At 65.0% G+C, this 12,649-nt stretch carries 12 protein-coding genes; 6 read left to right on the forward strand and 6 right to left on the reverse strand.

Translation table 11 applies throughout. The annotated features are described in order from the left end of the window. The first annotated feature begins 50 nt into the window (after window positions 1-50). Window positions 51-653, forward strand: a complete 603-nt coding sequence (locus tag AC1DHL_RS04075) for a uracil-DNA glycosylase family protein (protein WP_478160779.1) — start codon at window positions 51-53, stop codon at window positions 651-653. 20 nt (window positions 654-673) lie between these two features. Here the strand turns inward: AC1DHL_RS04075 and AC1DHL_RS04080 are convergent, their stop codons facing one another. The 4 genes from AC1DHL_RS04080 to AC1DHL_RS04095 all read right to left on the reverse strand — a co-directional run bounded on the left by AC1DHL_RS04080 (window position 674) and on the right by AC1DHL_RS04095 (window position 4,493). Next, entirely contained in the window at window positions 674-910 is a 237-nt protein-coding gene (locus AC1DHL_RS04080) for a hypothetical protein (protein WP_478160781.1), read from the reverse strand. Window positions 911-994: 84 nt separating this feature from the next. Continuing rightward, a complete protein-coding gene (locus AC1DHL_RS04085) occupies window positions 995-1,708 on the reverse strand; it encodes a TSUP family transporter (RefSeq protein ID WP_478100357.1) in 714 nt (237 codons plus the stop codon). Beyond that, entirely contained in the window at window positions 1,705-3,135 is a 1,431-nt protein-coding gene (locus AC1DHL_RS04090) for an amidohydrolase family protein (RefSeq protein ID WP_478100359.1), read from the reverse strand. Before AC1DHL_RS04090 ends, AC1DHL_RS04085 begins: the two co-directional genes overlap by 4 nt. Beyond that, window positions 3,135-4,493, reverse strand: a complete 1,359-nt coding sequence (locus AC1DHL_RS04095) for a uracil-xanthine permease family protein (protein WP_478160783.1) — start codon at window positions 4,491-4,493, stop codon at window positions 3,135-3,137. Before AC1DHL_RS04095 ends, AC1DHL_RS04090 begins: the two co-directional genes overlap by 1 nt. A gap of 146 nt (window positions 4,494-4,639) precedes the next feature. Here AC1DHL_RS04095 and AC1DHL_RS04100 point away from each other — a divergent pair, with 146 nt between their 5' ends. After that, window positions 4,640-5,713, forward strand: coding sequence for a LacI family DNA-binding transcriptional regulator (locus AC1DHL_RS04100; RefSeq protein WP_478160785.1), 1,074 nt, complete (start codon window positions 4,640-4,642; stop codon window positions 5,711-5,713). 81 nt (window positions 5,714-5,794) lie between these two features. On the opposite strand, the gene AC1DHL_RS04105 is transcribed toward AC1DHL_RS04100, so the two are convergent. Beyond that, window positions 5,795-7,054 (reverse strand): MFS transporter, encoded by a 1,260-nt coding sequence (locus tag AC1DHL_RS04105; protein ID WP_478160787.1) that lies wholly within the window; start codon window positions 7,052-7,054, stop codon window positions 5,795-5,797. A 73-nt stretch (window positions 7,055-7,127) separates the two neighbouring features. Between AC1DHL_RS04105 and AC1DHL_RS04110 the strand changes: the two genes are divergently transcribed. Beyond that, entirely contained in the window at window positions 7,128-7,829 is a 702-nt protein-coding gene (locus AC1DHL_RS04110) for an ArsR/SmtB family transcription factor (protein WP_478160789.1), read from the forward strand. A gap of 8 nt (window positions 7,830-7,837) precedes the next feature. Here the strand turns inward: AC1DHL_RS04110 and AC1DHL_RS04115 are convergent, their stop codons facing one another. Beyond that, on the reverse strand, window positions 7,838-8,764 hold the full coding sequence (locus AC1DHL_RS04115) for a LysR substrate-binding domain-containing protein (protein ID WP_478160791.1): 927 nt from the start codon (window positions 8,762-8,764) through the stop codon (window positions 7,838-7,840). Between the two features lie 111 nt (window positions 8,765-8,875). Between AC1DHL_RS04115 and AC1DHL_RS04120 the strand changes: the two genes are divergently transcribed. The 3 genes from AC1DHL_RS04120 to AC1DHL_RS04130 all read left to right on the forward strand — a co-directional run bounded on the left by AC1DHL_RS04120 (window position 8,876) and on the right by AC1DHL_RS04130 (window position 12,317). Beyond that, on the forward strand, window positions 8,876-10,369 hold the full coding sequence (locus AC1DHL_RS04120) for a lyase family protein (RefSeq protein WP_478160793.1): 1,494 nt from the start codon (window positions 8,876-8,878) through the stop codon (window positions 10,367-10,369). Next, window positions 10,366-11,325: a Bug family tripartite tricarboxylate transporter substrate binding protein gene (locus tag AC1DHL_RS04125; protein ID WP_478160795.1), complete on the forward strand. Its 960-nt coding sequence runs from the start codon at window positions 10,366-10,368 to the stop codon at window positions 11,323-11,325. The genes AC1DHL_RS04120 and AC1DHL_RS04125 overlap by 4 nt, the downstream gene beginning before the upstream one ends. Window positions 11,326-11,417: 92 nt before the next feature. Beyond that, window positions 11,418-12,317 carry a dienelactone hydrolase family protein gene (locus AC1DHL_RS04130; protein ID WP_478160797.1) on the forward strand — a complete coding sequence of 300 codons (900 nt, stop codon included), beginning with the start codon at window positions 11,418-11,420 and terminating at the stop codon, window positions 12,315-12,317. The last annotated feature ends 332 nt before the right edge of the window (window positions 12,318-12,649 follow it).

Below are 12,649 nucleotides of genomic sequence, written 5' to 3' on the forward strand. Positions count from 1 at the left end.
ACCCGTGACGATCTTGTCGCTACCCCGACGTGGATGCAAGATGGGAATCCGTGAAACCCGCCCATGCGTATCGGTCGCTCGACGCCCTCCTCGTCGCGGTGCGCGCTTGCCGGGCATGCGAAGCGCACCTGCCGCTCGGCCCGCGACCGGTGTTGCAGGCCGGGGCGGCGGCGCGGATCCTGATCGTCGGTCAGGCACCGGGCGCCAAGGTGCACGCGAGTGGCGTGCCGTGGGACGACCGAAGCGGCGAACGTCTGCGCAACTGGATGGGCATCTCGACAGAAGCCTTCTACGACAAGGAGCGCGTGGCGCTCGTTCCGATGGGTTTTTGCTACCCGGGGCGCGGGGCGAGCGGAGACCTGCCGCCGCGCCCGGAATGCGCGCCCCTGTGGATCGATGCCCTGCTCGCCAGATTGCCGCATATCGAGCTCACCTTGCTCGTTGGCCAGTACGCGCAGGCCCACTTTCTTCGCGGCAAGGGCCATGCATCAGTGACCGCCACGACCCGAGACTGGCGCGCACATGCGCCCCGCGTCATCCCCCTGCCCCATCCATCGCCGCGCAACGTGGCCTGGTTCAAGGCGAATCCATGGTTCGACAACGAGCTCGTCCCCGCGTTGCGAGAGAGAGTGTGCGAGATCGCGCTTGATTGAGGACGCTGCCCTCTCGGAATTCACCCGAGTTTTCGAGGCACTACGGCGGGTTCACGCGCGTCGCGCGCCCGCTTGGCGGGCTTGCGAGGGCCCAGGTCTCTGGTCGGAACCATCAGGGGGTCGACGGTCCCGTTCGACGTTTCCGGCGCCGTGCCAGGGTCCAGGATCTTGCCCATTGCGATCGAAAAATCCCGACAGCCGCGCTCGAATTCGGCCATGGCCCGGTTGTATTCGATGCGTGCAGATCGTGCGCTCATGGGCGGAGTGTGACCTCCAGGACCGATTTCGTCGATGGGCCGGTCTCGCATGTTCCGGCTGACCGATTGCACGAGCACCAGACCTCAGACCGCGTGCGCCAGCAATACGACTCCCGATGTGATGGCGAACACCTGAACGAAGGCTCGCAGGAACCGTCCGTTGATCCGTTCGTGCACGACCCGGCTGAGCCCGGCGCCGACAAGCAACGCCGGCAGCAGGCTCAACGCGGCGACAAGCTGCGCTGAATCGATGCGGCCAGCAGCCAGCAATGTTGCCAGCGACACCACTTCGCCAACGAGAAAACACAGGGCGATCGTCGAACGCACGATGGGCGGCGCATGGTGCTGGTAGACCAGCGCCAGTGGCGGTCCACCGATGCCTGTGGCGGTTTCAGTGACGCCGGTGACGAGTCCAGCCGCGACGAAGGCCGGTCGGCCGGGCGAGAAGGCCGGCATCACGAGAGTGACAAGCGCCGCGGCGACGGTCGACAGGCCAACGAACAAGGCCAGGTGATTCGCGCTCAACACTGCCAGCACCCACAGGCCGCCCGCTGTCCCGAGGATGCGCCCCGCGGTAATCCAACTCGCGCCAGCGCGGTCGATCGCCGCACGTTCGCGCCACGCCACGTAGAGGTTCAAGGGCAACATCAGCACCAGCACGCACACTGGCAGCAACTCGGGCCGCAAGAGGCCGATCACTGGTGCGACGATGAGCGCGAAGCCGACACCACTCGCGCCTTGGACGAAAGCGGCAAAGACGACCACCAGCGAGATGACGATAAGCTGCTCGACGCTCACAGCGCGGCCCCGATCGTCGCCGCGGTGCCCAGCTGGCGATGCTGTGCCGCCGTCGGATGCAGGCGCTGGATCGGCGCCTTCGCGATCGCCTCGCCGGCCACGCGCGCAACCTGTCGCATCAGCGAGCGCGCGTCCCAATCGGTCGGCCAGCCCTTCCAGAGTCGCAGCTTTCCCGCCACGAATACCGCTTCGATCTGGTCCCGATTGCCCAATCGCACGAGGTCCCATGTCAAGTCGACCGAGGTGCAGAGCTCCGGTGTGTCGACATCGACGAGCAGGAAGTCCGCCTCCTTGCCGACTGCGATCTCTCCGACGAGATGGTCCAGGCCGATGGCGCGCGCGCCATCGTGAGTGGCATGGTCGAGCCAGGTCCACCCGCCGCCGCATGACGCGTCGCCAATGGCAAGCCCGAAGGCCAGCTTCTGCGCTGCTTCGGCGGCGTCCATGAGGCGGAAGGCATCGCTTCGGGTGGCATCGGTGCCAAGTCCGAAGCGGATCCCCAGCGCTGCCATCAGGTTCGCCGGCGCCACCGCATTGCCCTTCCACTGGCTGGCGACCGGGTTGTAGCTGACGGCAGTGTCGGTCTGCCGAAGAAGATTGAGCTCGCTGGGCGTCACCAGTGTTCCGTGTGCGATGAGCACTTGCGGACCGAGGGCGCCCAGGTGCGCAAGAAGCTCCAGCGGGCGCATGCCGCGTTGCACGACCGAACGCTCGACCGAGGCGAGATGTTCGTTGACATGCGTCTGGAAGATCGTGCGTGCCTCGGCGCACAGGGCCGACACGGCGACGAGCATCTCGTCGGAAGCCGCCTCAGGCACCGAGATCGCCAGCGAGGGGTGAATCAGCGGCGCGCCCGACCACTTCTGCAGGAATCGTTCGGCACGTGCCTTCAGTTCGTCGCGCTCGACTCGCGCACTGTCATTGCCACCGTCGTTGCAGATCAGCCCCAACACGCAGCGCAGCCCTGCCTCCTGGGTGGCCGTTGCAAGTGCGGCGATGTCCCCCTTGGCGCGCGTCCCGGCATCGCAAACGGTCGTGAAGCCACCGCGCAGCGATTCCAGCGCGGCGAGCTTGGAGACGCCGTAGACGAATTCGTCGTCCAGACTCGCCTCCAGCGGCACCCATACGCGACGGAAGATTTCGGAGGGCTCACCGTAGGCCAGCGACTTGCCGAAGGATTGAGTCAGATGATGATGCGCGTCGATCATCCCAGGCATGAGCAGCTTGCCGGGCAGGCGCATTGGCGTCAGATGTGGATGGCGGGCGGCCAGGTCGGCCACCGGGCCGATGTCGCGGAACTTGCCGCCCTCGACCATCACGGCGTGGTCCTGCACCGGCCCTTCGCGCAGCATCAGGTGATCGGGAACGAGTAGCAGCGAGTCGTGCGCGAAGTGGGCGGCCTCGGTCAGGGTATTGGTTGGGTTCATCATTGGGCCGCCGGCGCCCGCTCGGGAGTCGACGTTTCGTTGTTGTCGTCGCGGCGCGCCGCGGCAAGGTGGTGGAAGAGGATGTTGAGCACGATGGCGGTGAGAGCGCCCATGGCCAGACCATTGCCCAGCACGAGTTGGAGCGTTGGCGGGAACTTGCTATAGAGGCCAGGCACGAGGATTGGCAGCAGGCCCATCGTCAGCGCGCCGGCCAGCACGAACATGTTGCTGCGTTCATGGAGGTCGACCTTGCGCAGGATGTCGATGCCGATGGTGCCGATGATGGCGAACACCACCATGGCCGTACCGCCCACCACTGCCTCGGGAATGGCGCTGGCCAGGCGGCCCAGCGGCGCTGTGAGCGCGATGAGAACGAGGATGGCGCCAGCTGTAGCCGTCACGTAGCGGGAGCGCACGTTGGTGGCGCGCACGATACCGATGTTCTCGCCGCTGGTGATGATCATCGAGGTGCCGAAGAATCCTCCCGCCAGGGAGATCAGCGCGTCGCCGCGGATCGTTCGCGGCACTACGTCGCGCGGATCGATCTTCTTTCCTACGACTTCGGCAACGGCAATGGTCTGGCCGGTGGCCTCGACCATTGAAATGACACTGAAGATCAGGAGTGGCAAGGCTGCGACCGGGTCGAAGTGCGGCATGCCAAAGGGCAGCAGGGTCGGCGCGCTCCACATGGGCCCGACCGCCACGCCGCCGAAATCCATCATTCCGCACAGGGACGCGAGGACCGTGCCCGCGACCAAGCCCAGCAGCACGGCCAACTGTCCGAACATGCCCTTGCATACGCGCGCGAACAGCACGGTGAAACCGACGGTCGCGAGCGCGAGGCCGATGTGCGCCGGATCTGCGAAGGTTGGCGTTCCGGGCTTGCCAGCGATGATGCCGCCGTACACCTTGACCAGGTTGATCGACACCAGCATCAGCAAGGTGCCGATCACAATCTTCGGAAAGAACCTGATGCAGCGCGAAAAGACCGGCAGCACCAGGAAGTAGAAAAGTGCGGTAAGGATGACCGCACCCGACGCCGTCTGCAGATCGCGCTGTTGCGCGATCGTCAGGAACATCACGATCGGCGCGCCGCCAGGCACCATCACGAAGGGCAGACGCGCGCCGAACTTCCAGGGGCCGAACGATTGCAGCAGCGTACCGATGCCGCACAGCAGGAATGTGGCGCTGATCAGGTTGACAGTCAGTTCCGACGACAGGCCCAGTGCCTTGGCGACCAGAAAAGCCGACGTGATGGGCACGGCAGCCATCACGAGTACGTGCTGCAAGCCGAACAGAAGCATTTGCGGCCAGGGCAACATGGCGTCCACTGCGGGGGTGTCGGAAGCACGGAACATGATCGATTCCTTTGGTCCGGGCGGCGCCCAAATCGATTTGGGCGCCAGTGCAAAAAAATCCGCCGAAGGCGGGCTGAAGTACATTTCAGGTCATTCCCAAAACGATTTGGGCGATTGAATCACTGTCTTTGGAAAAGGTCAACAGAATGCTTCCAAGTGCTGTGCGGAAGGTCAACATCAAGGACGTGGCCCGGGAGGCGGGTGTTTCGCCCACCACGGTTTCGCACGCCCTCAACGCCCGCGGACAAGTTGACGCCGAGACCCGGGCGCGGGTCGAAAAGGCAGCCTTGAAGCTCGGCTACCGGCCCAACAGGCACGCGCAGCGTCTGCGCACAGGCGAGGCGCACATGATCGTCCTGCTGTCCTCGATGCCTTTTGCGGTGGCGGGTGGTCCCTCGCGTCTGGGATTCATGATGGAAATCGCCGCGGTCGCGGCCGCTGCGGCGCTTGATCGCAACCTCGCCCTTGTGCTCGCGCCGCCGATGGAAAGCGGCAAGGTGCCGCTCGAACTCCTGGACGTCGATGGCGCGCTGGTCATCGAGCCCTCGGCCGGCGACGCGAACCTGGACTATCTGAGGCGCCAGGGCCTGCCGGTCGTGACGATCGGAGCGCCTTTCGGCCTGAGCGAGACTGTCGAAACTGTCCCCCATGTGGACATTCATTCCAAAGAGACCACCCGGCTCCTGCTCGAGCACTTGCATGCGCAGGGCGCGCGCATGATCGCGATGATCCTGGGTTCGGCGCAGCGCAATTCCTATGTCCAGGCCCGGGTGGCCTATGAAGAGTTCATCGCCGAGCGCGTGCAGCCATGGTTGTTCGCGACAGCCGACGAGGCGCATGGCGAGAACGGGGGCCAGGAAATGGCTGGCGCCCTGCTGGCGGCGCACCCCGAAATCGACGCATTCTGCGTGCCGGTGGATGCCTTCGCCGTGGGCGCAGTCAACGCAATCCGCGCTGCGGGCCGGCGCATTCCGGAGGATGTGATGGTCGTGACCCGCTACGACGGCGTGCGCGCCCGCACCTGCGACCCACCGCTCACCGCAGTGGACTTGCACCTCGACCAGGTCGCGCACCAGGCGATCGATTTGCTGTTCGATCACCTGCGCGGTGACACGACACGTCGCTCGGCTTCCGGGCCGATGGCTCAATTGGTGCCCCGACAATCCTCGGCCCAGGCGGCTCGAGTCGTCAGTAGATCGGGGAAAAGGCGCCAGTCCTGAAGGCGTGCCTCGGTCGGACACTTGGCACCTTCCGAAGCGCTCAGTGCATGGCGATTCGAATGCTTGCGCCTGCAAGGCCCTTCAGCGAGCCTTCTGTCGCGCAATGGCGAGCACGATTCCGCCCGCGGCAAGATTGCCGAAGATGCTCGCGGCAATCACCAGCGTATAGCTGTGCGTGACGTCGAACACAAAGCCCGCCGCGCTCGGACCCACCAGCGTGCCAAGCGCCACGCCGGTGTAGAGCACGCCGATGATGGCGCCGATATTCCTGCCGCCGAAGTAGTCCGCCACGAGCGCCGGCAGCAAGGCCACATAGCCGCCATAGAAAACGCCGAAGGCCAGCGCGAACACGGCGAGCCCGGTCGCGCCGGTCGACATCATCCAGACGAGCATCGAGGCAGCCATGCCGGCGTACATGAGCAGCAGCGCCGGCTGGCGTCCCATGCGGTCGGCGAGATTGCCCAGCACGAAGCGTCCGGCGGTGCTGCCGACCCCGATCGCCCCGAGCAGCAGCACCGCCGAGGCCTGCGGAACGCCATGGTCGAGCGCAAAGGGTACGAGGTGCACGAACGGGACGAACAGACCGAACGACGAGACCAGACACGCGGCATACAGGCCGATGAATCGCGGCGTCTTCAGCGCTTCCCTCAACGAATAGCCCTCGGGCACAGGCGTCGGTACACCGCTTGGCAACACGGGGGGCGCCAGCTCGCCATCCGGCAGCAAGCCGCGCTCTCGCGGGTCGTCCGCGATCAGCAGCGCCATCCCCACGCCGACAACCGCGGCCAGTGCACCGAGGATCAGGTAGGCCATGCGCCAGTCCCAGTGCCCGATCAGGAACGAGGCGAGGGGTGGCATCACGAGCGTGCCGACGCCGATGCCGCTCACCGCGAGCCCCGATGCGAAGCCGCGCCGGCGCGCGAACCAGCGCTGGATGGTGCCCAGCGCAGGCACGTACGCCAAGCCCACCCCCAGCCCTACCCCCAGCGCGTACGCCGCATAGACTTGTCCGAGCGTGCGCGCCATGCCGGCGAGCGCCAGTCCAGCGCCCGTCAGCACCATGCCTGCGATCACCAGGCGGCGCGCACCCCATCGGTCGGCCAGCGGGCCGCTCAGCACGCCAAGGCCGAAGTACAGGAAGCCCGCCAGCGAGAAAACCAGCGACACCGAGCCGCGTGATGCGGCGAATTCGGCCTGCAAAGAACCGACGAAGGCGCTGAAGGTGTAAGCACTGCCGAAGCCGACGAAGGTGGTGGCAAACGCCGCCGCGACAACGACCCAACCATAGAAGATGGCCGGCCGCCTGCGCTCCCGGTTTGGCAATGCCGTGTTGACAGTCATGTGAGTCCTTTCTGGACATTGACACCTATTGTGATCACCATCGGGCCACGAACACTTCATCGTCAAGTGAAATATGAAAGACGCGCTCAACATCCCCCGCATTGCCGCGCTGCTCGCCGACCCGGCTCGTGCCAGCATGGTCTGGACGCTGATCGACGGCACCACGCGCCCTGCCGGCGAGCTTGCATTCGCGGCCAACGTCTCTGCCCCGTCTGCGAGCGCCCATCTGGCAAAGCTGGTGGAGGGCGGCCTGTTGGTCGCCGAATCGCAGGGGCGCCACCGCTACTTCCGCATTGCGGGAGCCGATGCAGCGCATTTGATCGAGAGCCTGGCCTCCTTCGGCGCGAAGTCCCCGCCGCGCGTACCCCCGCAGCCGCCGCTCGTTCGTTCCATGCCCAGCCACTTCCTGCACGCACGGACCTGCTATGACCATCTTGCAGGCGAGGTTGCGGTGGAGATCCTCGAAGCGATGCTCAAGGCCCGCTGGCTGGCGCACGACGACGCCCAGAAGTACGAACTGACCCGCCTCGGCAAGAGCAAGCTCGCTGACCTCGGTGTCGACGCAAGCACCGACGGCCGCAACCGGCGCGTATTCGCACGCAGCTGCGTCGACCTGACCCAGCGGCGCCCGCACCTCGCAGGCGCGCTGGGCGCAGCGTTGCTTGATCTCTATACACGGGAGGGTTGGCTTCTGCGGGCACCGCGCTCGCGCGTGGTGAGCGTTTCACCAAAGGGCGCGGCTGCGTTCGCCAGGGTGTTCGGGGTCGCCGTATGAGCCGACGCCTATGGATGAAGCTGGGCCTCAATAGCTTCACGCGACCATTCAGGCGCGACCATGCGGATGAAGTCGAAGGCGAACTTCTTCAACAGATGGTCCTTTCGCAAGCTGATCATTGCGCTTGACGATGGAAACAGATGGTCGATCGGAATGGAGCGCAGGTCCCTGTCCAGCGCCGCGTTGAACGCCATCTTCTGAAGCACGGCGACGCCCACGCCGGCAGCAACATAGGCCTTGATGATGCTGGCGTCCATGGCTCGCATCACCACCCAAGGCGTGATGCCATGCCTTCGAAACTCACCTTGGACGACGGACCCGGATGTGTAGCTGCTGTCGTAGGTGATGAGCGGCCATCGCGCGATCTGTTCCATCGTCAGCTTCCCCATCTTCAACAGCGGATGCCGCGGGGGCACGATCAGGCACCGGTCGATGTCATAGGCCTTCACCGAAACAACGCCCTTGGGCATCGGGTCCGGGAGGGTGCAAAGGCCGATGTCGATGGTGCCCGCCGTCACTCCCGCCAGGATCTGGGACGGCGGGCCCAGGGTGAACTCGAGCTTCACCTGCGGATAGATGGAAAGGAATTGTTTGGTCACTTCGATCAGCGAATAGCGCGCGTGGATGTGCGTCGTGCCCACGCGCAGCGTGCCTTCGCTATCGGCGGGCAGGTCCTGCTTCAGGCGTTTGAGAGTCTGGGCGTCCTGCAGAACCCGCGCGCAAAGCGAGAGCGCTTCCTTGCCAGGCTCGGTCAGCGCCGTCAGACGGTTTCCTGATCGCACGAACAGCTCGACGCCGATCTCTTTTTCCAGGGCGCGAATCATCTTGCTCACGCCGGGCTGCGTCGTATGCAGCGATTCGGCGGCGCGCGACACGCTGAAGCCGCTGTCGACCACCTGGCGCATGCACTGGAGTTGCTGGAAGGTAATGGGCATTGTTCTTTCCAGTATTCCTTTGTGGCAATGATAGCGACCTGAATATTCATTTCACACAATGATCCGCGAGATCAAGAATCGATGCAGCCAAGCCATCAGGAAACCAGAAACATGCAAGAGGCAGCCGATTCCCACGACGTCAACGCGAGCTTCCGCGGTGGCGGACTCTCTCTGGCGTACCTCGACCAGATCAACAAGGCCTCCATCGTTGCGCTGGCCGATGCGCGAATCGTGTCGGCGGACGTGGCCAGACGCATCGCGACCGGCATCCTCGCGGTGATCGAATCCGAGCGGGACGGGCCCCGACAGTGGTCCGCCGACTACCTCGACTACGAGCCGAAGCTGCTTGCCGTCGTAGGCGCCGATGCATCGCGACTGCATTGCGGACGCAGCCGGCAGGACATCTCGGCGACCATCGCGCGCATGAATCTCCGCGCAGGTGTGCTGGACGAATGCGATGCGCTGATCCTGGCCCGCCAAGCGTTGCTTGGCCTTGCTGAGGCGCACAAGGAAACCATCATCCCGGCCTATACGCATGGCGTGCAGGCCCAGCCGACGACCTTGGCCCACTACCTGCTCGGCGTGGGCGGCGCACTGGCTCGCAGTGCCTCACGACTGCGGGCCGCGTACAGGCATGTCAACGAGGGGCCACTGGGTTCAGCGGCCCTGACGACGTCGAGTTTCGCGCTCGACCGCCACCGCCTGGCTTCCCTTTTGGGATTCGAGGGTCTGGTCCAGAACGCCTACGACGCCAACCATCTCGCGCCGGTCGACACCAGCCTGGAGGTGGCGGCGGCACTCGGCATCGCGGCCGTCCAGGTCGGGCAGTTCGCCCAGGATCTTCATGCGCAATATGCGGCGCCGACGCCGTGGATGACCCTGCAGCGGGGCGAACTCGTGGGGGTCAGCAGCATCATGCCGCAGAAGCGCAATCCGGCTGCCCTGGAGCAACTGCGCGTGCAGAGCAGCATGCTGCTCGGCGACATGCAGGCCGTGTCCCTCATGGCACACAACGTGCGCACGGGGATGTTCGACTACCGGTCCTACGACCCGGTGCCCAGTTCCCGCGCCCTCGCCCTGTTCGAACTCCTGCGCAAGGTCCTCGGCGGGCTTGTCGTCGACAGGGAGCGCGCACTGGCCGAGGTCCATGGCGACTATTCCACGGCGACCGAGATCGCCGATGCCCTGCTGCAGCGCGCGGACGTCCCCTTCCGCATCGGCCATCACTTCGCATCGGCACTGACGGACTTCGGCCGCGCGCGCCAGCTCAGCCTGCGCGAGATTCCCTACCGCGAGGCCGCACGCATCTACGAGTCCATGGCGTCCCATGCCTTCCCCTTGGACGCGAAAGCATTCGCAGAGGTATCGAGCCCCGAATACATGGTCTTCGGTCGCAAGGGGATTGGCGGCCCACAGATCGCCGAGGTGAACCGGATGCTTGCCCAACAAAAGGAGGAAGTCGCCGCTGATCTTGCCTGGACGCAATCCTGCCGCGCTCACCTGTCGGCGACTGCGGCGCAACTGGACGCCGCTGTTGCGGCGATCGCGCATGGCGCGACGGCCTCTTCCACACTCATTCCTTCGAACTCGGAGACAACATCATGAAAAGACTTCTCTCGCTGCTTGCGGTCCTGACCGTTTCGCTGTCGGCCATGGCCGCGCCCTATCCTGACAGGCCGGTGCGCATCGTCGTCCCCTACTCGCCGGGCGGTGGCGGGGACGTGGTCGGCCGTCCGCTCTCGCAGGAATTGGGCAAGCAGTTGGGTGGCTCGTTCATCATCGACAACCGCGGCGGCGCGGGCGGCAACATCGGTATGGAGAACGTGGCCCAGTCGCCTGCCGATGGATATTCGGTGGTACTTGCGCTGACCTCGCAACTGGCCATCAACCAGGCTCTGTATCCCAAGCTGCGCTACGACGCCCTCAATGATTTCGTGCCGATCACGCTGCTGGGCTCGGCGCCGTACTTCCTCGCGGTCAACGCGTCGCTGCCTGTGAAGAACTTCGCCGAGTTCATCAAGCTCGCCAAATCGAAGCCCGGCGGCATGTCCTATGCATCGACGGGCAATGGGAGCGGCCTGCATCTGTCGATGGAACTGCTCAAGTCGATGGCCGGCATCGATCTCGTGCACGTGCCTTACAAGGGCGGTGGCGCGGCACTGACCGACCTTCTCTCGGGCAATGTGCAGGCGATGTTCGTGAGCTATGGGACCGGCAACGCGCAGATCAAGGCGGGCAAGATCCGGGTTCTCGCGGTGACGTCCAGCCAACGCTCGCCAGCACTGCCGGATGTGCCGACCATCGCCGAGGCAGGTGTTCCGGGCTATGAATCCGGCGTCTGGTATGCGCTGCTCGCGCCGCACGGCACGCCGCCGGAAATCGTCAAGCGCCTGCATGATGGATCGGTGGCTGCGCTTCAATCGAAGGAATTGCGCGAGCGCTTCGCGTCGGACGGTGTCAAGCCCATCGGCTCGACGCCGGAGGAACTCACGAAATACATCCAATCCGAGCGCGTCAAATGGGCTGAGGTCGTGAAGCGCTCGGGAGCAACGGTCGAATGAGAGGTTGAGGCTGCAGAGACGCATACACCCCCACCTTGATTGGCTACCGCCGTCCGGGCTATTCTGTGCGTCTTGACTTCCCACGCCCCGCCATGCCGCCACGTCTTACCGCCAACGATTTCGACCAGGACCTGCTCATTCTTTTCGACGCCTACGTCCATGGCGATCTGGACCGGCGCTCGTTCCTGGGCCAGGCACAGAAATTTGCCAAGGCGGGCGTCGCGGCCACGACATTGCTGGCGGCGCTGAGCCCCAATTTCGCGGCCGGGCAGCAAGTACCGCCCGGCGATCCGAGGCTCAAGATCGAGCGCGTGAGCTATCCCTCGCCTTCCGGCAGTGGCACGGTACGCGGCTACCTGGTGCGCCTGGCGAGCGCCGGCGAGAAGCGGCTGCCCGCAGTGCTCGTCATTCACGAGAACCGCGGCCTCAATCCGCACATCGAGGACATCGCGCGGCGCCTGGCGGTTGACGGCTTCATGGCTTTCGCACCGGACGCCCTGACACCCCTTGGAGGCTATCCGGGCGACGAGGACAAGGCGCGCGAAGCTTTCGCGAAATTGGACCAGGCCCATGCACTCAATGACTTCCTGGCAGCCGCAACCTGGCTGAGATCGCGACCCGATGCCACCGGCAAGCTTGGCGTCGTCGGCTTTTGCTACGGTGGCGGCATCGTCCACCAGTTGGCGGTCAGGCTGCCTGACCTCGATGCGGGCGTCCCTTTTTACGGCAACACGCCTGCACCCGCGGAAGCGGCGAAGGTCAAGGCGCCCCTGCTCATCCAGCGCGCCGAAATCGACGAGCGAATCAATGCGGCATGGCCCGCCTACGAAGCGGCCCTGCGTGCTGCGGGCGTGCGCTTCACGGCCTATCAGTATCCCGGCACACAGCACGGCTTCAACAACGACACCACGCCGCGATACGACGCGGCAGCCGCCCAGCTCGCCTGGTCGCGCACGGTTGCATTCCTGAAAGCGCAACTGGGAACCGACTAGCACCGTCAGCCCCTCCACCTGCGCAGGGCGGACTTGGGAAGTATCAGCCGGACGACCAGGTCGCCTGCCGGCGTCCTGAAAGTGTCATAGGTCTCGGCACACTCCAGCGGGTCGCCGTTGCCGAGATAGAACTTGGGCTCCCGCTGTCGAGTGATCGTTCCGTACACACTCTTGACGGCGTATGTTGGAGTGCGGCGAAAGACGATATGGATTCGTCCGTCCGTGCCGCGTGCCCGAAAAAGATCGGTTCTCATTGGCCACCTCAGCGCGCTTCCGCGCTCAGTATGGCGAGCTGAAATGAAATCTGTGTAAGACGCCTTCCAACCGCATGC

The sequence above is a fragment of the Variovorax sp. 10L426 genome (genome assembly GCF_056395305.1).

Bases quoted from the DNA above. Each gene is read 5' to 3' on its own strand.
- AC1DHL_RS04080 (WP_478160781.1), bottom strand. From the start codon at position 910: ATGAGCGCACGATCTGCACGCATCGAATACAACCGGGCCATGGCCGAA.
- AC1DHL_RS04090 (WP_478100359.1), bottom strand. From the start codon at position 3,135: ATGAACCCAACCAATACCCTGACCGAGGCCGCCCACTTCGCGCACGAC.
- AC1DHL_RS04095 (WP_478160783.1), bottom strand. From the start codon at position 4,493: ATGTTCCGTGCTTCCGACACCCCCGCAGTGGACGCCATGTTGCCCTGG.
- AC1DHL_RS04100 (WP_478160785.1), top strand. From the start codon at position 4,640: ATGCTTCCAAGTGCTGTGCGGAAGGTCAACATCAAGGACGTGGCCCGG.
- AC1DHL_RS04105 (WP_478160787.1), bottom strand. From the start codon at position 7,054: ATGACTGTCAACACGGCATTGCCAAACCGGGAGCGCAGGCGGCCGGCC.
- AC1DHL_RS04110 (WP_478160789.1), top strand. From the start codon at position 7,128: ATGAAAGACGCGCTCAACATCCCCCGCATTGCCGCGCTGCTCGCCGAC.
- AC1DHL_RS04115 (WP_478160791.1), bottom strand. From the start codon at position 8,764: ATGCCCATTACCTTCCAGCAACTCCAGTGCATGCGCCAGGTGGTCGAC.
- AC1DHL_RS04120 (WP_478160793.1), top strand. From the start codon at position 8,876: ATGCAAGAGGCAGCCGATTCCCACGACGTCAACGCGAGCTTCCGCGGT.
- AC1DHL_RS04125 (WP_478160795.1), top strand. From the start codon at position 10,366: ATGAAAAGACTTCTCTCGCTGCTTGCGGTCCTGACCGTTTCGCTGTCG.
- AC1DHL_RS04130 (WP_478160797.1), top strand. From the start codon at position 11,418: ATGCCGCCACGTCTTACCGCCAACGATTTCGACCAGGACCTGCTCATT.